Origin of the sequence: Paenibacillus sp. FSL E2-0178 (genome assembly GCF_038593005.1) — a bacterium.
Lineage (GTDB): Bacteria > Bacillota > Bacilli > Paenibacillales > Paenibacillaceae > Paenibacillus_AQ > Paenibacillus_AQ phytohabitans.
The window spans coordinates 5,298,071-5,321,360 of sequence record NZ_CP151953.1 but is presented as its reverse complement, the minus strand read 5'-3'; the positions used below and the strand labels follow the sequence as shown (position 1 = coordinate 5,321,360).

The window sequence follows — 23,290 nt, the reverse complement described above, 5'->3', positions numbered from 1 at the left end:
AAATATGTATTATTATACGACCGAATTAATATAAATACAACATGTAACGTTAACTTTATTCCGATATTCCCACTGGAAATGGCCATGCCTTTTATCAAAAGAAAAGCGCAGAGCTCCCCTAAAGGGAGTCTACGCTTCTCTTTTGAAACCTTCGCCCAGCACTTCATGGGCTTCCGTAATAATTACAAATGCACTCGGATCTACCGAGCGGACGATCGCCTTGAGCCTCGTAATTTCATTCTGGCCTACCACCACCATCAGCACGGTACGATTATCTCCGGTGTAGCCGCCTTGCGCATTCAGCTTGGTCAGCCCGCGGTCCAGATCATTCAGAATCGCCTGCGAGATATCCTCTGTCTGATCGGAGATGATATACGCTACCTTCGTGGTGCTGAAGCCTACCTCCAGCGCATTGATTACCTTGCCCGTCACGAACAGCCCGATCAGTGCATACATCGCCTGCTCCATGCCCAGCACAAAAGCAGCCAGCGTAATCACCGTACCATCCAGCAGCACGACGGACAGCGAGAAGCTGAAGCCGGTAAGCTTTTGAATAATCTGCGCGAGTATGGTCAGTCCGCCCGTAGATCCGCGCCCGCGGAAGACCAGGCCAAGCCCCAGACCCACACCAATTCCTCCATATATAGAGGCAAGCAGCGGATTCGTAGTCGGCACCGGACCATCCTTGGTTAGGAAGATAAACAGCGGCAGCACAAAGCTCCCCAGCAGCGAGCGGATACCGTACTGTTTACCGAGGAATATGACCCCGAGAATAAAGAGCGGAATATTAAGCGCCCATTGGGTAAAAGCCGGCTCCGCCCCAAACCAGGCCTCGGCAAGCACGGATAACCCCGATACCCCGCCGGAAGCAATCTGGTTCGGGAGGAAGAACAGGTTGAACGCCAGCCCCGTAATCAGCGAGCCGATCAGAATGAGCGCAATATCCACTGTATGACGCAGCGGCCCGTTTAGCGGGATGAGCGGAGGTTTGTTGCGTGAATTGATTTTTTGCATGGATGCCCTGCTCCTTAGATGTGATCTTACTGTCCTTGTTATTCTTTTCAGAAAAAAATCCCTACACCTCCGAAGACGCGTAGGAATATCCATGCCCTTATTCAGTTTCCGTCTTGATCTGACTGCGCAGATAGCCGTCAATGAAGCTATCCAGGTCGCCGTCCATCACCGCTCCGACGTTGCCCGTTTCTACAGAAGTGCGGTGATCCTTCACCATGCTGTAGGGGTGGAACACATAGGAACGAATCTGGCTGCCCCAGGCAATCTCCGATTGTTCGCCGCGGATCTCATCGAGATGCGCCTGCTGCTCCTGGATTTTGCGCTCATAGAGCTTGGAACGCAGCATCTTCATCGCTTGTTCCCGGTTCTTGATCTGTGAACGTTCATTCTGGCACGTTACCACGACTCCGGTTGGCAAGTGGGTAATCCGCACCGCCGAGTCCGTAGTATTGATATGCTGACCACCCGCGCCGCTGGCCCGGTACGTATCGATCTTCAGATCCTCTGTACGGATATCTACTTCCACATCGTCCGCAATCTCCGGTACCACATCGCAGGATACGAAGGAGGTATGCCGTCTGCCCGAGGAGTCAAAAGGTGAAATGCGCACCAGACGGTGTACACCCTTCTCCGCCTTCAGGTATCCATATACATTGTAGCCTTTAATCAGCAGTGTTACACTCTTGATGCCTGCCTCATCACCCGGCAAATAATCAAGCACGTCTACCTTGAAGCCCCGCTTCTCCGCCCAGCGTGTATACATGCGCAGCAGCATCTGGCCCCAGTCCTGGGATTCTGTTCCGCCTGCACCTGGATGCAGCTCCAGAATCGCGTTCAGCTTATCGTACGGCTGATTGAGCAGTAGTTGCAGCTCGAACTCATCTACCCTGCTGCTTACACTGCGGATCGTTCCGGCAATCTCAGACGCAAGCGCGTCATCGCCTTCTTCATCCGCCAGCTCCGCCATCATCGATGCATCGTCATAATCCTGCTGCAGCTTATCGTATTGATCGACCACCGACTTCACGGCGTTCATCTCGCCAATAACGCTTTGCGCCTTCTCCGGCTCATCCCAGAACCCGGGCGCTGCCATCTTTTCTTCAAAGTTCGCTATAATCTCCAGCTTAAGGTCTAAGTCAAAGTGACCCCCTAAGATTGGTTAGTTTCTTGCCTATTTCACGCAGGTCCTGCTTCACATTAGGATCGATCACTTGGATCACATCACCTTTCAAAATAAAATATTGCGCCGGCCGCTGGGTTTGGAGGTTTTGCGGACAGGGGGAGATGCAGCTTCTGCCGCTGCATCATTGCTCTTAAGAAATGCCTATCGGTGTACGCCGTAACTGCGGGGAATGTTTGGACTTCCGGCCGCTGTTAGGATTGAATTTCCTCATTCAAACTGCTCATCGCAGTAGAAATTCAATCCTAAAGGCGAACGCTGACGCTCCTACAATTCCAAACTTCCCCTCCGTCACTTCCACCACAATTGCAGTTCTACAGAGCCATTCCGTTCGCTTCGCTTGAAGCAATCGACCCATTCCTTCAATCATCCAAAAAAGCGGCCGGGCCGCAAACGGGGAGTCCCCCGGGCCCAGCCGCTTTTATTGTCATTATAACCTAAGTGCGAGTGAACAAAACTCGAAGTGCATTACGGTGAAACGTGCTCGCAGATTTAATGCCTGCTCGCTATTCCACCAGAATCAGGCAAGTGAATTTCTTCTCTCTTACGCCTGACCGTGACAGTTCTTGTATTTCTTGCCGCTGCCGCAAGGGCATGGATCATTACGGCCGACTGTAGATTCCACATGCACCGGACGTTTCTCAGCAGGCTCAGCGTTCGTGGAGATCTTATCTTCTTCCACTACCGACTGACGCTCCTGATTCGCCTCGATGTGCGCCTTCATAATGTAGGTCGCCACTTCCTCCTGAATGTTCGCAGTCATGGCATTGAACATTTCGAAGCCTTCGAACTGATATTCGCGAAGCGGATCGGTACCGCCGTAAGCACGGAGGTGAATCCCTTGACGAAGCTGATCCATGGCATCGATATGATCCATCCATTTGCTGTCTACGGAACGAAGTACAATAACCTTCTCGAATTCACGCACCAGCTCAGCTCCGAGACGTTCTTCACGTGCTGCATATTTCTCCAGTACACGGCCAAAGATGAATTCGATGATTTCTTCAACTTCTTTGCCCCATAGATCATCACGGGTCAGGGAATCTTCCTCCAGCAATTTGCTGTTCACATAATCCGCGACTTCCTGCAGCTCCCAGTTTTCCGGAATATCGTCACTGCAGTGGGCATTAACAATACGGTCAACGACCGGTTTGATCATTTCCACTACGATATCTTTGATATTGTCAGACTCGAGAATTTCGCGGCGCTGTTTGTAGATAATCTCACGCTGCTGATTCATCACGTCATCATATTGCAATACGACTTTACGGATATCGAAGTTATTGCCTTCCACCCGTTTCTGGGCAGATTCAACAGCTTTGGTAATCATACGGCTCTCAATCGGCTGATCTTCTTCGAATCCAAGACGGTCCATCATGTTCAGCACGTTATCCGCGCCGAAACGTTTCATCAGTTCATCCCCAAGAGACAGGTAGAACTGCGTGGAACCCGGGTCACCCTGGCGTCCGGCACGTCCGCGCAGCTGATTATCGATACGGCGGGATTCATGACGTTCTGTACCAATAATATGCAGACCGCCAAGATCGGTCACGCCTTCGCCCAGTACGATATCCGTACCGCGTCCAGCCATATTCGTAGCAATCGTTACGGTTCCCGGCTGACCGGCAAAAGAGATGATTTCAGCTTCTGCAGCATGATGCTTCGCGTTCAGCACCTGGTGTCTGACACCTTTGCGCTTCAGCATTTCAGATACGCGTTCGGAGTTCTCAATCGATACCGTACCTACAAGCACCGGCTGATTCTTTTTGTGGCGTTCCACAATTTCAGCGACTACAGCGTTGAACTTGCCATTCTCGCTTTTGTAGACCACGTCAGGCATATCGACACGCTGATTTGGTTTATTAGTAGGTACCTGGAGGACTTCCAGACCATAGATCTTCTTGAATTCCTCTTCTTCCGTCTTCGCAGTACCGGTCATTCCACCTAGCTTGCGGTACATACGGAAGTAGTTCTGGAAGGTGATTGTAGCCAGCGTCATGCTCTCATTCTGGACTTCAATCTCTTCCTTAGCTTCGATAGCCTGGTGCAGCCCGTCGCTGTAACGGCGGCCCTGCATTAGACGTCCCGTGAACTCATCGACGATCATAACCTCGTCTTCGTTGACCACATAATCTACATCGCGGCGCATAATTGCATTCGCCTTCAGCGCTTGTACGATATGATGATTCAGCGTAACGTGACTGTGATCATACAGATTCTCTATGCCAAAAGCACGCTCAGCTACAGCAACGCCCTTCTCGGTTAAAGCAACGGACTTCACCTTAATATCAACAGTGTAGTCTTCTTCAGCAGTCAGCTTCTTCACGAAACGGTCTGCTGCATAATACAGCTCTGTCGATTTCTCAGCTTGTCCGGAAATGATCAGAGGTGTACGGGCTTCATCGATGAGGATGGAATCGACTTCGTCAATAATACAGAAATACAGCGGACGCTGTACCATCTGTTCCTTATAGAGCACCATGTTGTCACGCAGATAGTCAAAACCAAACTCATTATTCGTGCCATACGTAATATCGCAGGCATATGCTGCTTGTTTATCATTATGGTCCATGCCGTTGAGGTTGACCCCAACCGTCATGCCCAGAAAGTTATAGATTTGCCCCATTTGTGCGCTGTCGCGCTGAGCCAGATAATCATTTACGGTTACGACATGCACGCCTTTGCCCAAGAGTGCATTCAGATATACCGGCAGTGTACCTACCAGCGTCTTGCCTTCCCCGGTCTTCATTTCGGAGATCCGGCCTTCATGCAGCGCCATACCCCCAACTAACTGAACGTCAAAATGCCGCATGCCCAGCGTCCGTTTGGAAGCTTCGCGTACGGTTGCAAATGCCTCGGGAAGAATCTCTTCCAAGGTTTCACCCTTCTCAAGACGGGCACGGAACTCTACTGTCTTAGCCTGCAGCTCTTCATCCGTAAGCGATACGAAATCCGGCTCCAAACCATTAATTACTTCGACCGTCTTCATGAGACGTTTGACATCACGTTCATTAACGTCGCCAAATATTTTTTTAACAAGTCCTAGCATGGTTAACCCCTTTCATGCAACACAGATGGTGGAACCGAGCCCATCCTCAACAAATTGAAAGGGCCATATATGATTTCGATTCCGCTGCTTCATAAATTGTAACAGTTTGTAAGAGAAGCCGCAATACAAGCTGCCGCAACCTTATTCTGCATAATGCCTTTTCATAGGAACAGATGCAGGTATTCTTGCCTCTACCTTCTGTATATACGCACAAGAGCCCTATTCGCTTTAAGCGAATAGGGGCTCGTCTAATTGTCTACGTCAGGCTGAAACGGAAGCCCTTCCTTATACCAGCAATTTCCGGTTAGCAGGTTAGTTCTGTTCGATCAAACCATACTTGCCGTCATCGCGTTTGTAAACAACGCTAACTTCAGAAGTGTCGATGTTGGAGAACACGAAGAATGTATGTCCAATCATGTTCATTTGCAGAATCGCTTCTTCCACATCCATAGGCTTCAAGGTGAAGCGTTTGTTCCGCACAACCTCAAGATCATCATAATCCTGTTCCTGATCCTCAACAGCTACGGCGCTGGCCGAACCTTCTACGAACAAGGTCTTCAAGCTGCCTTCCTGGCGGAACTTGCGGTTAAGTTTGGTCTTGTGCTTGCGGATCTGACGTTCCAGCTTGTCCACTACGGCATCGATGGATGCATACATATCATCGCTGCGGTCTTCCGCACGAAGCGTCACACCTGCCAGAGGGATTGTAACTTCCACCGTATGAAGGCCGCGAACGACGCCAAGCGTCACATATCCTTCTGAGGTAGGGGGTGCATCGAAATACTTCTCAAGTCTGCTGAGCTTCTTATCAACATAGTCTCTCAAAGCGTCGGTCACTTCAATTTGTTGACCTCGAATGCTGAATTGCATGGGCACTCCTCCTTTGTTTACCTTTTCATTATAGCAAATTGTCAGGGCTAAGTAAAAAACAAATCATGACAGCCTTTACATTTAGCTAACAAAAGATGTCATAGCCTTGCCCTAAACAATAAACAGGCCCGGCTAGCGCATGAACTCGCCCTGGCCGGACCATTACAGCTACAGTATTATCTCACTTTGAAGTCTAGATTATGAATGATTGCTGACATATTGCATATTGCAGACAGTAGCGTCTGATTTATTTGTCTTACTTATTTGGTCTGGATGCGCAAAATCTCTACTTGGGAGAAGTTACCATTAGAACCAGTGATGAAAAAGACTTTATAGGCTGTGTTGGAAGTCAGTCCGGTTAGCGTAAAGGTATGCTTGACACCTGGAGACACTGTAGAATTCGGACCAGCAAAAGTTCCCGTTAAGACAACGCCAGCACTATCCTTTCCTTCAGAAATTTGTTGTGCTGTAGGATCAGCTTCCGTTGCTTTAACCACAACATATTTCAGCGGTGTAGCGAGTTCGCCAGTCTGGCCGTATTTAGCATATACATCGGCAGTCACCGTTCCAATGCTAGTCACTCCAACCTGTGTAAGCGATATGGTGCTGCTTGCTGCTGTTTTCAATCGAAGCGGTGTTACGCCAGACCAATTGCCTGAATTATCAGCCAGAGCGACATATACGGTATATTCAGTACCTGCACTCAGACCATATACAGAGAACGCAACGGTTGTATTAGCAGTTGTTGCGATTGTGCCAGAGTGAACGCCTGCTGTTCCTGCACTAGTCAATCCGTCTTTCATTTGCGCTGTAGTTGGTGCTGTTACATTCATGCTGTAAGGAGCAACTACATAGTATACTGCCCCTGTTACCGAAGGCGTAACATATACATCTGCAGTAACCGAACCCACATGACCGTAGGTCACATTGCTTACAGAAGGCAAGGTAACGGTGCCGCCACCACCGCCAGTGCCGCCACCACTACCACCGGTAACCGGGGTTGCTGTTGGGCTGGTGCTTGGCACAGGTGTTGCTGTAGGAGCAGGCGTTGCTGTAGGGGCCGGTGTAGGTGTCACTCCACCAGTGCCTGCCGGTTTATAGACAACAGAGTTACTGATGATTCCTACCGCTTCGGCCCGTGTAAGTGATTTCTTCGGTCCAAAGGTTCCGTCCGGATAACCATTAATAATCTTCTTGTCTGCTGCTGCTACAACCGCACCTTTGGCCCAGGCTGCCACTTGGGCACTGTCCTTGAACTTAAGTGTAGTAGAGCTTGTACTCAGCTTCAGGACTTTGGCTGCAATGACAGCCGCTTCCTGCCGGGTAAGCGGATTGTTGGCACGGAAGGTATTATTCTCATACCCGCCGATGTAACCGGCCTTTACGGCTTTGGCTACTTCGCTGTAGACCCAATTTGTGCTTTTGACATCCGTGAAGCTAATGGAAGCCGTTTCGGTGAACCCGAACAGGCGATTGATCAGTGCAACATACTCGCCACGGGTAATAGCCTTGTTCGGCTTCACCGTTCCGTCAGGATAACCGCCCAGGTATCCTTTATCCAGCCAGCTCTGCAATTGCTTCTGCGCCCAGTGACCTTGAATGTCTTTGGGGGTAGCCGCAGCTGACACACTGCCTAATGATCCGAGCAACATCGAAATACCAAGTAATCCGGCCATAAGGCCACGCCATGTTTTCTTCATTCTTTTGTTCATCCTCCTGAGTGTTTGATGGGCATAGGCTTCACTGCATGTCTTCTTATCTAGGTTCTTTTCGGAAGCATACGCCTAAGCTAATAATGAGGTGCTATCTAGGCAACAAAAAGCCCAACGTCTCTCATTACCCATATTTTGGAGGGAATTAACGGATTATTGAAATAAAACTTTACAAAGTGTCTAATGATGTGTCTTTTCCGCCTTATGTTGCGTGTCATTTGTGAAATGAACGTAAAAAAGACCCTGGGAGTTATCCCAAGGTCTAACGCTAGCGTTGTCTCAATTGCTAACCATCTACCATATATGTAGGTCGGCTTCGCCGGATGATTATAATTTGATGACGTTAGCTGCTTGTGGTCCGCGTGCGCCTTCAACGATATCGAACTCTACGGATTGGCCTTCGTCCAATGTCTTGAAACCGTCAGTTTGAATCGCGGAGAAGTGTACGAATACGTCGCCACCATCGGCAGTTTCGATGAAACCATAACCTTTTTCTGCGTTAAACCATTTTACTTTACCTTCCATTGACTAAACATTCCCTTCGTCATCAGATGAACGTGAGTCTTGCTCACAATTCGACTATACCACCGCTGCTTCTCTATTGTCAATTGGAATAGTAAATGATTACTTTCAATATTTTACCATCCTTAAATTTCTCTTAAAAAAGGCAAATTCTGTGATACAAGATACAAAAAAGGAGCAGACGCTATTTAAATACCCGCCCGCTCCCCAGCTGAAACATCTGGAATCTATTATTTTTTTCGGTCCATTAGAATGCTGTCGGGAGTGTAATTCTGCTCGTAGGCACTGCGCTGTATCTTGGCTTGGCCGCGTTTCTGCAGAAAGTTCTGGGCTTCCTGACGAAGAGCATTCATCCGGTCCAGCAGCTCATTATCGTATCCTAGAATCCGATTGATTTCTTGTTTTTGTGCAGCCGACGAAGGATAAATTGCGACTTTTTCTGCAATGGAATCGACAAGTTTCTGGCGTTCCTCTACAAATACTACAAGCTCCTCGTATGTTGCTTCCTGAAGCCTGCTCATCATCTCACGGGTAAGCAGGTCCAGACTACGGATTAGTTCATCCATTAGCAATCTCAGTCTGAGTCGCGGCAAGCTTGGATGCCTGCAGCCAGGTTTCGCGCAGATCCGTAAGATAGCCGATGGCTTCTTCGGCCTTTGCCGGGTTCTTGTGGATGTTGGCTTCGATTAACAAGTAGTTCGTATATTCGTATAGAGAGTAGAGACCTTTGGATACCTCAATCGAATGATCCAGTGTACTCATTAACTCGCTGATGATCGTCTGAGCCTTGCCGAAATTGAGATTGGATTTCTCCAAGTCCTGTTTGTTCAGCCCATCCAAAGCCGTTTTCACGAAACGGATAGCCCCGTCATACAGCATAATTACGAGTTGCGCAGGTGTTGAGGTCTGGACTGATGACTGGCGGTATTTGTCGTAAGGAGATTTAATCAATGTTGTCACCCTCTAATTTAAAATAACTTAACTGGAAGTTGAGAATAGACTGGAAGACTGAGACTGGAGCTTATTCATGGCAGTTTCCATAGCGGTGAATTGTTTATACAAACGAGTTTCCTGATTATCCAAGTAAGTGAGCATTGTAGTGATACGCGAGTTATACTCTTTGAGTTTCTTCCCCATTACACTTTCTTCTTTGAAGGTACTGGTAAGATCAGCAGAGTAACGGTTAGTCCCTGCACGATTAGAGATTTTTTCAATGGCGCTAAATACAGAAGATGCCATCTTATCAAAAATACCAGTCGTAGGTGCACTCGGTGGCCCTTGTAGTATATTCATAAGTTTCGTGGGATTGGCTTCCATAGCTGTTTTGAGTTTATTTTCATCCAGGATTAGTTTCCCATTCTCAGCATACGTCCCGGTAGTAATCCCCATTTCAGCAAGTCCACCCAATTGCTCAGTAATATGGGCTCTCATTTCAGATAATACTGATTTGATAATATCATCATTTTTGAGCAGGCCGCTTTGTGCCTTCAGGGTCCATGTTGTAATGTCCGCTTCTTTCATTTCTGCCTTCTGCTCGTCTGTAAGTGGTGCGTAATCTCTATATTTCTCTTCATCAATCTTAGTATTCAACGCAGCAATTAACGTATTATAATCAGAAACAAAGCTTTTAACAACGTCCACTGCTGCTGTAGTGTCTGTCTGTGTTGTTATTTTAGAAGGGATATCTGTCCCGGATGTATTAGTTCTAGTTAAAAGGGTGATAGCCACCCCATTTACAGTAAATGTATTGTCAGGTTTGATGTATTCAACACCATTTATTTTCGAAATTGAATCTTTTCCCGTTTCAGTCTGCCATTGTAATTCAGTCTGATCTTTTTTGTTAAACAGACTCAGCAGCGTATTATCATCCGTACCAGAACCCAATGTAACTGTGCCGGTTGTACCACTTGTTTTAGAGGCTAAGGCAAACTTCCCGGTTGTCTCATCAAAAGTAGCGGTGACATTAGCCAGAGAATTGTCATTTATAGTAGCAATAACCGTCTGAATATCAGTAGATCCTTTAAAAGTAAAGGTCTGATCATTTACAACTAATTTAAATTCTTTCGCCTTGGCCTCATCGGAGGTTGGGACAGAGCCGTCAAAGGCGGATTGCAGCGACGCTAGTGTGTTGGTACTCTGCTTACCCGATCCAGCCCCCGCCGTCGTAACAGTTGTCTTCGTTGCTAATTGGCTCACAGATACTTCCATATCAATTCCATTGGCTTTAGAGCTTGCGGTAGCTTTGATAGCATCCGTATTCCCCGATACAACTGCCTTACTGACTGTAAGAACATCATTACTTCCATACTTAGTAATAAGTTTATTGTATCGAAAATCATAAAGCTTACTGCTTACTTCTCGATAGCTCTCTCTTGTCCAGTTTAAAAGCTGCTTCTGCTGATTCATTTTGTCGAGCGGCGCTTTTTTGGCCGTCATCATGCTCTTAACCATACTGTCAATATCCATACCCGAAAATCCATTTACGCGTGTTACCAATTCGACACCCCCTTGTTCTATATTTTCTCGTCAACCAATATCCCCGCAATTTCCATCATCTTGGCTACCAAATCCAGTGTCTTCTCAGGGGGCACTTCACGTATAAGCTCACCGGTATCCTTGTTAAGTACTTTCACCATAATATCGTGTGTTTTCTCATGGATGCTGATCTCAAGCGTGGTCTGGGGTCCCTGAAGAGATTTCACAGCTCTTTCAATGGTTCGGATCAACTGCTCCTCCGCAACGGATACATTCACGCCCTGCTTTTCCTTTACATTCATATCCCTTGTAGTACGAATTCCTGCTACTTGATTAGCAGATGCTGCTTGTTCAGAACTAACCGGCACTACTTCCGGCTTGTTGTTCTGGACGCTTGTTGTCGAACTCGCAGAAAGAGAGAACTGTACATTCATAACCCCGACCTCCACCAACACTCATTTTATACTCTATATATCGGTTACTTTCAGGGATAATTTAGGATTCGGGGTGAAGTCAAGAGAAAAAAGCTCTAAGTTATTTATATAACTAGAGCTTGAAACTAAAATATGGACATGTAATATCGATTCTATTAGAACTATAACCTTAAAAGAAGCAGTATAGTAGATGATCTCAGCGTTATCTGTTATTAATCATAAAAAACGCCCTTATAATCACCATTGGCCTTATCATAGTCCGCCGCCTGTCCAATATCAAGCCAGTATTCTCTTAATGGAAAAGCAGCGACCTCTTTATTCATCGTAATCAACTTCTTAAACAAGTCCGGCATATCATAGAATTCATCTCCGGGAACATATTGCAGTATTTCTGGATCAAGCACATAGATGCCTGCGTTAACAAAGCTTTTATGCTTAGGCTTTTCTACGATAGAGAGCAGGCGATGGTGCTCCGTTTCTATTACGCCATAAGGAATCTGATATTCATATTCTCTCACACACATAGTTGCCATTGAAGAAGATTCTTGATGAAAATCCAGCAATTGCTCATAGTTAATTTTAGTAAGGAGATCTGAATTCATTACAAAGAAAGGAAGATTGGGCTGCTGTGTTAATAAAGACAGCGCACCGGCCGTGCCTAATCGTTTGCTTTCTTCAATATACTGGATACGAACGCCGAAATGCGAACCATCCTGAAAATAATTTTCAATAACTTCTTTTTTATAATTAACTGACAGCATAAAGTTCGTGAACCCGAAGCTCTTAAAGCTCTCAATAATTGTCTCTAAAATAGGTTTGCCTCCAACCATAAGCATCGGCTTTGGAATATCGTCTGTAAGCGGACGTAGCCGAGTCCCCATACCCCCTGCCATCAAAATAACAATGTTATCTTTTTGAAGGAACTTAAGAATATCTTCCGCAAATAGAATATTTTCAATTTGCTTTCTACCATTTACGATAGGAAGCTGCTTCAGCTTCTTCTCTTTTATTAATTCCTTATAATAAGAAATCCGCTTCCCTTGTCTCTCATATACTGGATTGTTATTCATTACCTGTTCGATTGCGGTGTCTAACGGATACCCTCGTAAAATTCCCCGTCGAATATCTCCATCGGTGACTGTTCCCAGCAAGCGATTTTCTTCATCAATTACTACTGCAAACTGCAGTGATGATTTATCGATTATTTCCATAACATTTAATATGGTAGTCTCTGGAGCTATCAATATTTCTCTCCATTTTTCCATCTGCATCGCTCCTTGGAAAAGATGATGTTATTAATTGAGCAACTCGCCTTCCTCAAAGTCTTTCGCAGCCGCTGTCTCTAGCATTTTCCAGTACTCAAACGGTGAAATCCCCCCACCCGGACGTTTAACTGCGATATTATTCGCCGTTAATTGCTCGCCTTGCATAATTCTTGTATGAGCAACAATGCTCTTACGGGCAATACTAATATTTTTCATTTCAGATTCAGCAGGAATTTTGATGCCTGTACCTCTCGCTGTCTCTACTTGGCGAATGCTTTGAACCAACAACTGTAACTCTTCCGGAGAAAGCGATGCTTTATGATCAGGTCCTTCTGCTTGTTTATCATGTGTAAAATGCTTCTCAATAATCGACGCACCTAACGCTACGGCAGCAATCGTTACAGCTATGCCTTCCGTATGATCAGAATAGCCGGTTGCCAGTCCAAACGCCCTATTCATTGTCTCTATAGCCAGTAAATTCACATCTTCAACAGGAGCTGGATATTCTGTAGTACAGTGTAACAGCTTAACCTTAGACCGCAATTTCCGCTGTCCCGCTGGAGATAAATACGCCGACCGAAATGCGCTGATAGAGGGTAGCTCATTTTTCTGAAGAAGACCAAAAGCAATTACTCCAAGAGCTTCTTCTATTTCGCTTAAAGTAGCCATCCCTGTTGATAAAATGATATCCGACTGTTTGCAGGCAATATGATAAAGTAATGGAGCATTTGTAATTTCCCCAGAGGGTATTTTAATAGTAGTTAGATTTAACTCATCAATTAAAAAATCCGCACTTTCTATATCAAACGGAGTTGACAGAAATTCAATACCCGAATTATCACAATATGTTTTCAACTCGCGAAATTGATCGAACGAAAGTTCAAGCTTTTTCACCATTTCAAATTGCGATTCATTCCCGCCAGTCGACTGTATCTGATATTCCGCCTTAGGTGCATTTTTACTAACTAAAAGTTCAGTTTTAAATGTTTGAAATTTCACAGCATCAGCTTTGCTATTCACCGCTATATCTACTAACCGCTTCGCCATTAGCATATCACCATTATGATTTACACCAGCTTCAGCAATCACATACGTCGAGCTCATCCCTTTACCTCCGGACCTGTGAAAAATGTTTTTTGTAAAATGTTTTTTAAATCTATCGTTTTAAGGATATGTGTAATATCTGCCGATGTCGTTGTCCCATTATACTGCAGCACAATTTTGCTTACAAAATGTTGGAATGACGGAGATAGCGCTTGATGAATGGATTTGATGATATCTCCTTCTTCCGTGACACAATCAATGATGGATCCTGCTCTGAGTCGCCCCTTCTGTCTGTCACCGATATTAACCGTTGGCTTAGAGAATACCGGAGCTTCAATAATTCCACTTGAAGAGTTGCCAATCACCGCTGAGCAATACTTCATTGTGCTCAGGTATTTTAACTGTCCAAGTGAGAATACAGCCCTGACACGTTCAGGGTGCTTTGCAGCATATTCATCTATCTTTTGATTAATAATTCTCCCTTCTGTATCAGCATTAGCTTTAGTGAAAACTATCATAAAATCCGGAAAATGATCCAATGCAGACAGCAGTTCTTCAACCTGCTTCTCTGCTGTTCGCACTTCGAGTGTAACTGGATGAAAAGTAACTAGAAGAAGCTTGTCTAGTGGGAATTTATAGAAATCTATAAGCTCAGCTTCTGTCATTAATACCATTCTGCGAATCCCTTCAACACCCAGGCTTCCTACTTGAAACACACGATCCGGCTGTTCCCCAAGCTGAATCACTCTATGAGCATACTCATCCGCGGAAGTAAAGTGTATATGGCTCATCTTCGTGATAGCGTGGCGGATAGAATCATCAAAGGCTCCTTCTGTTAACTCACCCCCGGAAATATGCGCTACAGGAATTCGCATAACAAGGGCTGTCTGAGCAGCACTCATTATTTCGAAACGATCCCCAAGAAGAACTAATACATCCGGCTGCAAACGTTGAAACGCATCAGCAAGTCCCAACACCCCAACTCCCATTGATTTAGCAACCGAGGTAGGCGTATCAGCCGATAAGAGCATCTCAACCTTCTCATCTATTACGAAGCCATCTGTTTCAATTTGCTGGTAGGTTAATCCGAATTCCGGAGACAGATGCATTCCTGTTGCAATGATCTGCAGCTCTAATTCAGGTTCTGCCTGAATCGCTTGCATCAGGTAGAACAGCAAACCATATTCCGCTCGAGTCCCGGTTACTACACATACTTTTCGCTTAGACATCAGAATCTCCTTTCAACGGAGTAGAAGGGAGATTAACAATTTGTCGTTTCAATTGATGCGTAACTGATAAGTCTGCTTTGGGGCAACATGCATACGGTACTAATTCATTTAACGGAGTCCAAATTGGTCGTGCCATCACACCTTCAGCATGTAGCTGCTCCAATACATGGTCACGATCATGAAGTTGCTCATCTAGTAGTAATGTTTGCAACCAATAGTTACTTGAGTTATATGGTGCTTCTATGAATAAATTCACGCCATTAACCTTTTGAAATAAACTACGATATTTCTCTGTCAAGACCCGTTTAGAAGACAGAAATTGGGGGAGCTTCTCTAACTGTGCACAGCCAATTGCAGCATTAATATTAGGCATCCGATAATTAAAACCAGCTTCATCATGCTGATATTCCCAACGGTGTGGAATCTTCGCTGTAGTTGTAATATGCTTCGCGTAATCGGCAAGTTGCACATCATCCGTTACAATCGCTCCGCCACCACCTGTAGTTATGATCTTATTGCCATTAAAGCTAAGCGCACCCACCAGGCCAAATCCACCAGTATGTTTACCTTTATAGTAAGAGCCTAGTGACTCAGCAGCATCTTCAACCATAATCAGGCCATAATCCTGACAAACGTCAATCAAAGCATCTAACTCAACCGGATGACCAAACGTATGCATTGGCAGGATAGCACGAATTACTCTTCCTGTCTGCTTATTTACCAGGCAGCCGTCTTTACGCTCTCCTATCATTCTGATATGCTCAGAAAGCTTGTGGGGATCAATACCTAAGGTATCTTTAGAAACGTCTACGAAGTGTGGGATAGCCTGCAAATAAGTAAGCGCATTAGCTGTAGCAACAAAAGTTAATGCAGGCATAATTACTTCATCGTTAGCTCGTACCCCTGCGATTTTCAGTGCAATATGCAATGCCGCCGTACCATTAACGACAGCTACAGCGCGGCGCACTCCTACATAATCTGCAAGATTCCGTTCAAATTGATCGACATATTTACCAACAGAAGATACCCAACCGCTCTGAATACAGTCTGTTACATAATCCAGTTCTAGCGCATCAAATGTCGGTTCATGCAATGGAATAGTCGGTTGTCCGTGATAAATATCTTTCACGTTTCGGGCAATATCATGCCATACTATACTCATATGTTGTACACCGATTCCTTATACTGAGATAGATTCCCGTTATCTCCAAACCAATCGGCAGTTTCTTTCAATCCTCGTCTTAATCCGTTAATCCCACCATAGGAAGGCTCCCATCCCAATAACTGCTTAGCCTTTTTATTGTCTGCCCAAAGCCTCTCAACTTCACTTTTCTCTGGCCGTAAACGTATTTCTTCCGTTTCGATCTCTACCTTCTTACCCATCACTTCCGCAATCAGAGCAACTGTATCCCCAATTGAGATTTCATAATTACTACCTATATTAATTACTTCGCCAATTGCCTTGTTACTGTTCATAACCGAGATGAAACCGTTAACTGTATCTTGCACGTAATTAAAATCTCTAGTCGGGCTCAAGGCTCCTAACTTAATCCTGTCTTGGCCTACCGCTAACTGTGAAATAATAGTCGGAATAACTGCACGCGCAGACTGTCTCGGACCATACGTATTGAAAGGACGAATAATCGCTACCGGTGTGTCAAATGACCGATAAAACGAGAGTGCCATCTGGTCTGCGCCAATCTTGGAAGCCGAATATGGCGATTGTCCCTGTAGAGGATGAAGCTCATCAATTGGTACATATTGCGCCGTTCCATATACTTCACTTGTAGAAGTATGAACTACTTTTGAGACTTCCAATTCGCGTGCTGCTTGCAAAACATTCAAGGTCCCTTTTATATTCGTATCAATATACGTATCGGGAGAATGATAGGAGTATGGAATTGCAATCAGCGAAGCCAAATGAAGAACCTTATCGCAATCTTTCATAGCGGTTTTTACCCCATACGGATCTCGAATATCTCCAGCAAAAACCTCAAATTCCCCCTGGTATTTCGAATGATCCAACCATCCCCAAGAATTGAAAGAGTTATAATACACGAAAGCCTTCACTTTGTATCCTTGTTCGACCAGTTTTTCCGTTACATGCGAACCGATAAATCCATCTGCACCCGTAACTAATATTTTCCCTGTTCCACTCATTTTCTACACCCCGATGGTTATAAGACTTCTATTCTAGACTTAAAATCCAATAGATAACTCATTTTCACAATCCTTCGTCATTCTTACTACGAACTTCCATGCAAGGATTACCATAAGCGATTACATCGTTTCGTAAATCAGATACAACTACACTACCTATACCAATCGTTGTGCCAGAACCAATGGTGAGATGCTGTCTGATGACACTCCGTGCTCCAACGTGAGTATGTTCACCAATCTGAACTCCTCCACTTAATACTGCTCCAGGAGCAACATGAGCAAACTCCCCAATAAAACAATCATGTTCAATGATCGCACCAGAGTTAATAATTGCTCCAGTATTTATGACAGAACCGGCATTTATTATCGCATGTTTCCCGATGAAAACACCTGCTCCAACATCTGCATCATGGCTTACAATAGCTGAATGATCAATGATATTAGGAGTCTGAAACCCAACCTCTAACATATGTTGAAAAAGCTTGATCCTATGCGCAGGGTTTCCAATACTTCCAACAGTCACAAAAGCATAGATATAACCCTGAGTTAACAGTCTTTGGAGATCATAATCACTGCCAATAATCGAGATCCCCAAAATATCCTTCCCTACATTTTCTTTCCTATCGATAATTCCAATATCTGAGTAAACGTCTAATCTAAGAAGGCTGTCAAGAACAGATTTACAATGTCCTCCACCGCCAATTAAAAGTATTTTCTTCATCCTGCTCCAACTTTCAGCTTTTTTGCAAGCTTATAAAGCTTCCGCCGTTGCTTCTAAAATAGAAACGATCTCATTTAAAGTATAAACACTTATATCCAGAAACCCAAGATTTATATCTCGCGCTTGTATTACATTAGTAGGGATAATTACACGCTCAACATCATATAGATTCCAAACGGAATTGATCATTGCTGGTTGCAAACAGTGCCGCAGAAGCCAATTGTTTAAAATAATACCAAAAAACTCTTCCGTCCGATCTATCTTCTTTAATGCTTCCTTTATTTCTTTTTCAGAAGAAAATTCATTGATTTTCAGTCGTCTGACTTGCTTCTGCTGTTGTTCAAATTGCAGCTTGATATCAAGAAAATAATTGTATTGCTCTCTTATCACACGCTTCATTTTCATATGATCTAGAGGATATTCAGCAATTCTCTGTAACATTTCAGGAACAGAGGGAATATTGGCTGCGCAATATTCATTACCAGCCTCTTCTAAACTCAACTGTTCTGAATAAGCAATTTTTGCTCCACCCTCAGTTGCATTTATCACGTTCAACTGCTTATTCGCGATCTCCAACTCAAACCAGGTACGAAAGGCATTCCAGATTTCAGTCGTTGCAACAGTCCCTCCGTAATACCCCTCGGTTTCAAGACTTTCAATTTCAGCATACATACTGCTAGTTAGTTCTTTATCATCATAAATAGTCCCCCCGGCATGCGTCTCCTTCTCAGAACTTCCATACGCTAAATCTTGCCCAATTAATATAATTGGGGACGCCCCGATATGCTCTGCAACACCGAACGCCACATGAGCACAGGATAAACCAATACTAATAGAATAATCATCTTTCAAACCCATAATTTCCTTAAGCCAAATAAACTCTCCCACATTCCCTCTCATAGGTATTACTACCTCGCCAGAAAACTCTTCAAACACTTCAGGATAGAGAACGAGCGGGCCAACAAGAGTCGATTCTACAGGATATGTTTTACCTTCATAGAAGTAAGTGTAGGTTTCAATTCCCCGCTCTATTGAGCATATAAAATCAGGAACAACTCCTTCATTACAGAGTCGCTGCGCGATTGTATCTACAGCAATAATTACCGCTTTATTTTTCAATCCCTGCAATTGTTTAATATTTTTGTTCAAAGATGGACCTGCAGATACCACGATAGCAGGTACATTTAGCATCGCATTTTTCAGTAAAGAAACATCTTTTGAGCGTGGTAAATGTTTCAGATTCTTCATGTGATGCCTGAATCCAATTAAGCTATCCTCCACAGAGTTTCCATACATAAGTGTTTTATATCGAACGGCCTCTTTAATGATCTTTACAATCGCTATACTGGAGGTGATGTCGGATTCTCGATAATAGTAGGTGAAATAAAATTTAATTGTTTTGAGATAAAATATCGCATCTGTTAAAAGAAACTTATCTAAAAAAAGAGGTAACTCACTTATTTTATCAGCAAAAAGAACGATCCCTGATGAATTAATAAATGAAAGATCTTTATACTGTAAAGTATGATTGAACAAAGCAGCGTTTGGTTCGATAATAACGAGCAAGGACTCGCCACTTTTCATTTGAATAAGCTGTCTGATTTCTTCTACAGAATAAACTCCGATAACAAAAACAAGCTCCCGCTTCAGCGGGTTAGGTTGATTTGTATAATCAAAGACACTCTTCAAATGGATGGTCTGATCTTGTGAAACCAGCACCTCATTCCCGGAGTCATCTACGCCCACCATCACCTGGGCTATTTCGCTTGCGTCCGGTGTTCCAATTCTATGGTTGTGATTACTGGACAAGATGTCTATATTATGGCTTAACAGATCCATCATTTCTGCTCCCTTGCTAATGTTTAATATTTTTCTAGAGAGAAGTTACAGAGCTAGTATAGCAAGAAAGCCCCACAAAGTGGGGCTTTCTTAAGCTATGGTCAGTAATTTCTTCAATTACCTTAATCTACTGCTTGAATTATCTCAGCAGTTGCAGTACGCCTTGCGGCTGTTGGTTGGCTTGTGCCAACATTGCTTGTGCAGCCTGAGCAAGGATGTTGTTCTTAGTTTGGGACATCATTTCTTTGGCCATGTCAACATCACGAATACGGGATTCAGCGGCAGTCAAGTTTTCAGAAGCTGTTCCCAAGTTATTGATAGTGTGTTCCAGACGGTTTTGTACAGCACCCAATTTAGCACGTTCGCTTGATACCAGGGAAGTAGCTTTGTCCAGAACAGCAATTGCTTTTGAAGCATCTTCACGAGTAGCAATATTCAGAGCAGCTTCTGATTTAATATCGTTGGAACCATTAGTAACAGCGTTATCTTTTGTGAAACCAGCTTGTCCAGCGTTTCCAGTGATGCCAAGCGCAGATGCACGAACATCATTGATTTGCAGGGACATGGATTGACCTGTATTCGCACCAATTTGGAACTTCGTAGTGAAGCCTACTCCTTGTGCCCCAGCGCCAACTACTTGTTGAACATTAGCAATTGCTGCAGCACTAGTAACTCCTAGTCCAGCTGCAGGGCCAGCACCCAACTTGATATCTTTTCCTGTTTCGGAAAGGAATTGGATTTTGTTATCCTTCGACAAGGATGCCGTGATTTTGCTGTCCACTCCAGCTGATTGCAGAGCCGCATTCAGATCTTTAACCAGGCTATCCATAGCGGCTTTAGCTACGTTAGGATCAGCATTTAAAGTATCATAGGTTTTTGCAGTGGTACCCGAGTTAAGGTTGACTGTAACTTCGCTTTCAGAGCCAACAGTGAATTTCAACGTTGCTCCTACTGCAAGGGTAACGTCAGCAGCAGTAAGCGAAGCCCCCCCCTGAAGTCCGGCACGTTCTACAGTTGATGGATCACCCTTAAGAGTTTTACCTATTTGTGCTGCGCTTAGTCCCAGGCCTCCTGCAGCCCCGGTGAATTTCAGCTCACTTGAAGTGCCTGAGGATTTAGCAGTAAATTCTAGTTTATCACCTGCGCCTACTTTAATATCTACCAAATCAGACAATTTAACTCCACCAGAGGTAACTGATTCTAATGCTGTCTTCAATGCAGCAGCATTAGTTGCAGCAGCAGCACCAGTAGAGCCAACCTTAATTTTCGAAAGATCGAACGTTTGGTTGTCAACAGTAATAGTTGCTCCGGCAGTGAGCGTTATAGCACCACCCGCAATTGCTGTACTTGCTACGGCTTTCGCACTTGTAGCTTGAGTTAACTTAGCAGCATCGCTGGAGCCAATACCACCGTTCAGCAGTTTTTGAGTATTGAACTCAGTTGTGTTACCGATACGGTTGATTTCAGAAGTCAGCTGGTTCATTTCGTCTTGCAGTGCTTGACGGTCAGAATCAGTGTTTGTTCCGTTCGCAGATTGGTTAGCGATTTCGCGTTGACGTTGCAGAATGGAGTGAGTTTCGTTCAGTGCGCCTTCAGCTGTCTGAATCAAAGAGATACCGTCTTGAGCGTTACGGGAAGCTTGATCCAAACCGCGGATTTGGCCGCGCATTTTTTCGGAGATTGCCAGACCAGCTGCGTCATCACCAGCACGGTTGATGCGAAGACCGGAAGACAATTTCTCAATATTTTTGCTAGTGTTAGCTGTGTTGATAGACAATTGGCGGTGAGTGTTCAACGCCGGAATATTGTGGTTAATAATCATTTGATATTTCCTCCCTGAAATTAAGTTAGTTCCACATCCATGTGGTAAACGCCGAACCATTAAGGTCGGCCGCCCTGCCGGATCAGCGTCTAAATTATATATCGTCAGAGAACATCGGGTTGTTTATAGCTCGCGGGACTTTTTTTTAGATATCAGAAAAGTAATTCAGCTCTTAGTAGTAATAAAACCATATTATGCTTTAGCTTAACTTCCTCACTTCACATATACCGATAGTTAAACTATTTAGAATAATCTTCTCTTTTCCGATAAATATAATTATCGCAACTTTCCACAAAGCATGATCACATAGAATTTGGGGGTAGGAACATTTGGAAACGCAGATTTTTAATATTAAACCGCATGCAGATATTGAATTAAATTTCGATAGAGAAGAATTAGATTATTATGTAACGCTACCGGCCGAAGGTATAACTGAAGTAACTGGTCTAATATTAACAATTCCAGGATTCGGCGGTCTTGCTAATTCAACCTATCAATTAGAGAAATTAAATCCTTATCTTGCTGAGAAATATAATTGTATTGTTGTCTCCTTAAACTATTTTGGTATTTATCGGGGACTTGAGACAATAATGGATGATCAATTTTTGATTAATATGAAGGAGATTTACGGAGTACCAGCTACTTACTGGAGCGACATTTCATCTGATAATGATTTCTATGTGAAGGTAGGAACACTATTAGAAAGTAAAGGCCTTTCCCAGTTAGACCCCCGGTGTCAAGCTTTAAAGAGCACTGGGCGAAACGAGTATCAGTCTTTTGGTTTCTTGCCTGCTCTGGATTGTCTCACTGTACTTGGAGATGTTCTCAGAAGATACCCTAAAATAAATAAGAGTAAAATTATTGCTTACGGTTCTTCCTATGGCGGTTATATAGCAATGCTTTGTGGCAAGTTTGCGCCTAATATGTTCTCAGTCATAATTGATAACTCCGGTTTTTCACGCACCCAAATGAAACATGTAGCAAGTAGAGAAATATTAGAACAAGATTATGTTGTTACTCTTAACTACAACAATAAAGTGTATACACTTCCGTATGCATACAACAATCCCTGGACTATTCTGGATGAGACTTCTCCCTACTATTTCGGAGATTCCCATAAGCAGATTCGGAATCTGTTAACTAGAGAGCACAGGGTTGCTTCGAAAACACGTTATTATATTTTTCATTGTGAAGAAGATCAAATCGCCTCAGTAGACGACAAAGATAAAGTGGCAACACTATTATCCAACTACAATTACACCTACTATAAACGAATCGGTATAAATGATCTTGATGGTGTGCTATTTAAAAAATATACGCATGCTATGAATGCCTCTTTACGAAAACTCTTTGACTACGTTGCTGAGCAGGATGAAGAATATGGACTAATGAAAGAACAGGGTGTGAACGAGTTTTCAAATAATAAAGTGAATACAATGAATTGCGGTAGCAAAAATTATGTTTTTAGTTTTAAAGAAAACTTCACCTTAAATGTAAATATTACAGAAAATATAAAAACCGATTATAATTTAATACATGCGTTTCAGTTAATGAGAGATGTTTTGAATATTTGCGATTCAATTGACGAAGGGTTTGACTTTATTATTGCTAAGATATCGGACAAAAACTATTATGAGGCCGCTATAGTTATGCAAGACATACTAGATGCGCACACTTCAATAACTTCGCAAATAGATACATTCTCTAGATTCCTAAAAGAAAACAATTTACATGTAGTTGATACACAGTTCAAAGACAGCCTTCTTGAAACAGTTGTTCATTTCAACAACGATTCATGGGAATTATTAGAGAAACAAATCTCGCACCAGGTTGTACCTCAATTTTTATTATGGAAGAATGAGTTGAATACCGTCTTCACCCCTTATATAAAACATTAGTTTGAGATAAATGAGATTGCCTAAAAAATAAACCCAGTATTTAAAATCACTGGGTT

The 23,290-nt window shown here is 43.8% G+C and carries 19 protein-coding genes; 1 reads left to right on the top strand and 18 read right to left on the bottom strand.

Annotated elements, in window-relative coordinates:
• Positions 1-129: 129 nt before the first annotated feature.
• From MHI42_RS23145 to MHI42_RS23060, 18 genes are all read right to left on the bottom strand, one after another.
• The gene (locus MHI42_RS23145) at positions 130-1,014 is read right to left on the bottom strand and encodes a YitT family protein (protein WP_342420778.1); all 885 of its coding nucleotides are present in this window, start codon (positions 1,012-1,014) and stop codon (positions 130-132) included.
• Between the two features lie 97 nt (positions 1,015-1,111).
• Positions 1,112-2,225, bottom strand: a protein-coding gene (gene prfB, locus MHI42_RS23140; protein WP_342420777.1) for a peptide chain release factor 2 whose coding sequence is annotated in 2 segments (ribosomal slippage) — positions 1,112-2,152 and positions 2,154-2,225 — 1,113 coding nt in all. Because the reading frame shifts where the segments join, the coding sequence is not laid out codon by codon here.
• 513 nt (positions 2,226-2,738) lie between these two features.
• Complete coding sequence (secA, locus tag MHI42_RS23135; protein ID WP_076246415.1) at positions 2,739-5,243, bottom strand: preprotein translocase subunit SecA; 2,505 nt, start codon at positions 5,241-5,243, stop codon at positions 2,739-2,741.
• 312 nt (positions 5,244-5,555) lie between these two features.
• Entirely contained in the window at positions 5,556-6,113 is a 558-nt protein-coding gene (gene raiA, locus MHI42_RS23130; protein ID WP_042140221.1) for a ribosome-associated translation inhibitor RaiA, read from the bottom strand.
• 260 nt (positions 6,114-6,373) lie between these two features.
• The gene (locus MHI42_RS23125; protein WP_342420776.1) at positions 6,374-7,813 is read right to left on the bottom strand and encodes an S-layer homology domain-containing protein; all 1,440 of its coding nucleotides are present in this window, start codon (positions 7,811-7,813) and stop codon (positions 6,374-6,376) included.
• A 339-nt stretch (positions 7,814-8,152) separates the two neighbouring features.
• Positions 8,153-8,350 carry a cold shock domain-containing protein gene (locus tag MHI42_RS23120; protein ID WP_019915069.1) on the bottom strand — a complete coding sequence of 66 codons (198 nt, stop codon included), beginning with the start codon at positions 8,348-8,350 and terminating at the stop codon, positions 8,153-8,155.
• Between the two features lie 227 nt (positions 8,351-8,577).
• Positions 8,578-8,913: a flagellar protein FliT gene (locus MHI42_RS23115; protein WP_342420775.1), complete on the bottom strand. Its 336-nt coding sequence runs from the start codon at positions 8,911-8,913 to the stop codon at positions 8,578-8,580.
• Positions 8,906-9,298, bottom strand: a complete 393-nt coding sequence (gene fliS, locus MHI42_RS23110) for a flagellar export chaperone FliS (RefSeq protein ID WP_340781857.1) — start codon at positions 9,296-9,298, stop codon at positions 8,906-8,908. The genes MHI42_RS23115 and fliS overlap by 8 nt, the downstream gene beginning before the upstream one ends.
• Before the next feature lie 27 nt (positions 9,299-9,325).
• Entirely contained in the window at positions 9,326-10,843 is a 1,518-nt protein-coding gene (gene fliD / locus MHI42_RS23105; protein WP_342420774.1) for a flagellar filament capping protein FliD, read from the bottom strand.
• 17 nt (positions 10,844-10,860) lie between these two features.
• Entirely contained in the window at positions 10,861-11,256 is a 396-nt protein-coding gene (locus tag MHI42_RS23100) for a flagellar protein FlaG (RefSeq protein WP_342420773.1), read from the bottom strand.
• Between the two features lie 212 nt (positions 11,257-11,468).
• Positions 11,469-12,521 (bottom strand): nucleotidyltransferase family protein, encoded by a 1,053-nt coding sequence (locus MHI42_RS23095; RefSeq protein ID WP_342420772.1) that lies wholly within the window; start codon positions 12,519-12,521, stop codon positions 11,469-11,471.
• 30 nt (positions 12,522-12,551) lie between these two features.
• Positions 12,552-13,625, bottom strand: a complete 1,074-nt coding sequence (neuB, locus tag MHI42_RS23090; RefSeq protein ID WP_342420771.1) for an N-acetylneuraminate synthase — start codon at positions 13,623-13,625, stop codon at positions 12,552-12,554.
• Entirely contained in the window at positions 13,622-14,794 is a 1,173-nt protein-coding gene (gene neuC / locus MHI42_RS23085) for a UDP-N-acetylglucosamine 2-epimerase (protein ID WP_342420770.1), read from the bottom strand. Before neuC ends, neuB begins: the two co-directional genes overlap by 4 nt.
• Positions 14,787-15,956 carry a LegC family aminotransferase gene (locus MHI42_RS23080; protein WP_342420769.1) on the bottom strand — a complete coding sequence of 390 codons (1,170 nt, stop codon included), beginning with the start codon at positions 15,954-15,956 and terminating at the stop codon, positions 14,787-14,789. Before MHI42_RS23080 ends, neuC begins: the two co-directional genes overlap by 8 nt.
• Positions 15,953-16,954, bottom strand: coding sequence for an NAD-dependent 4,6-dehydratase LegB (locus MHI42_RS23075; protein ID WP_342420768.1), 1,002 nt, complete (start codon positions 16,952-16,954; stop codon positions 15,953-15,955). Before MHI42_RS23075 ends, MHI42_RS23080 begins: the two co-directional genes overlap by 4 nt.
• Before the next feature lie 64 nt (positions 16,955-17,018).
• The gene (locus tag MHI42_RS23070; RefSeq protein ID WP_342420767.1) at positions 17,019-17,675 is read right to left on the bottom strand and encodes an acetyltransferase; all 657 of its coding nucleotides are present in this window, start codon (positions 17,673-17,675) and stop codon (positions 17,019-17,021) included.
• A gap of 30 nt (positions 17,676-17,705) precedes the next feature.
• Positions 17,706-19,517, bottom strand: a complete 1,812-nt coding sequence (locus tag MHI42_RS23065; RefSeq protein WP_342420766.1) for a 6-hydroxymethylpterin diphosphokinase MptE-like protein — start codon at positions 19,515-19,517, stop codon at positions 17,706-17,708.
• Between the two features lie 136 nt (positions 19,518-19,653).
• The gene (locus tag MHI42_RS23060; protein ID WP_342420765.1) at positions 19,654-21,336 is read right to left on the bottom strand and encodes a flagellin; all 1,683 of its coding nucleotides are present in this window, start codon (positions 21,334-21,336) and stop codon (positions 19,654-19,656) included.
• Between the two features lie 329 nt (positions 21,337-21,665).
• Between MHI42_RS23060 and MHI42_RS23055 the strand changes: the two genes are divergently transcribed.
• Positions 21,666-23,234 (top strand): DUF2920 family protein, encoded by a 1,569-nt coding sequence (locus MHI42_RS23055; RefSeq protein ID WP_342420764.1) that lies wholly within the window; start codon positions 21,666-21,668, stop codon positions 23,232-23,234.
• Positions 23,235-23,290: the final 56 nt, after the last annotated feature.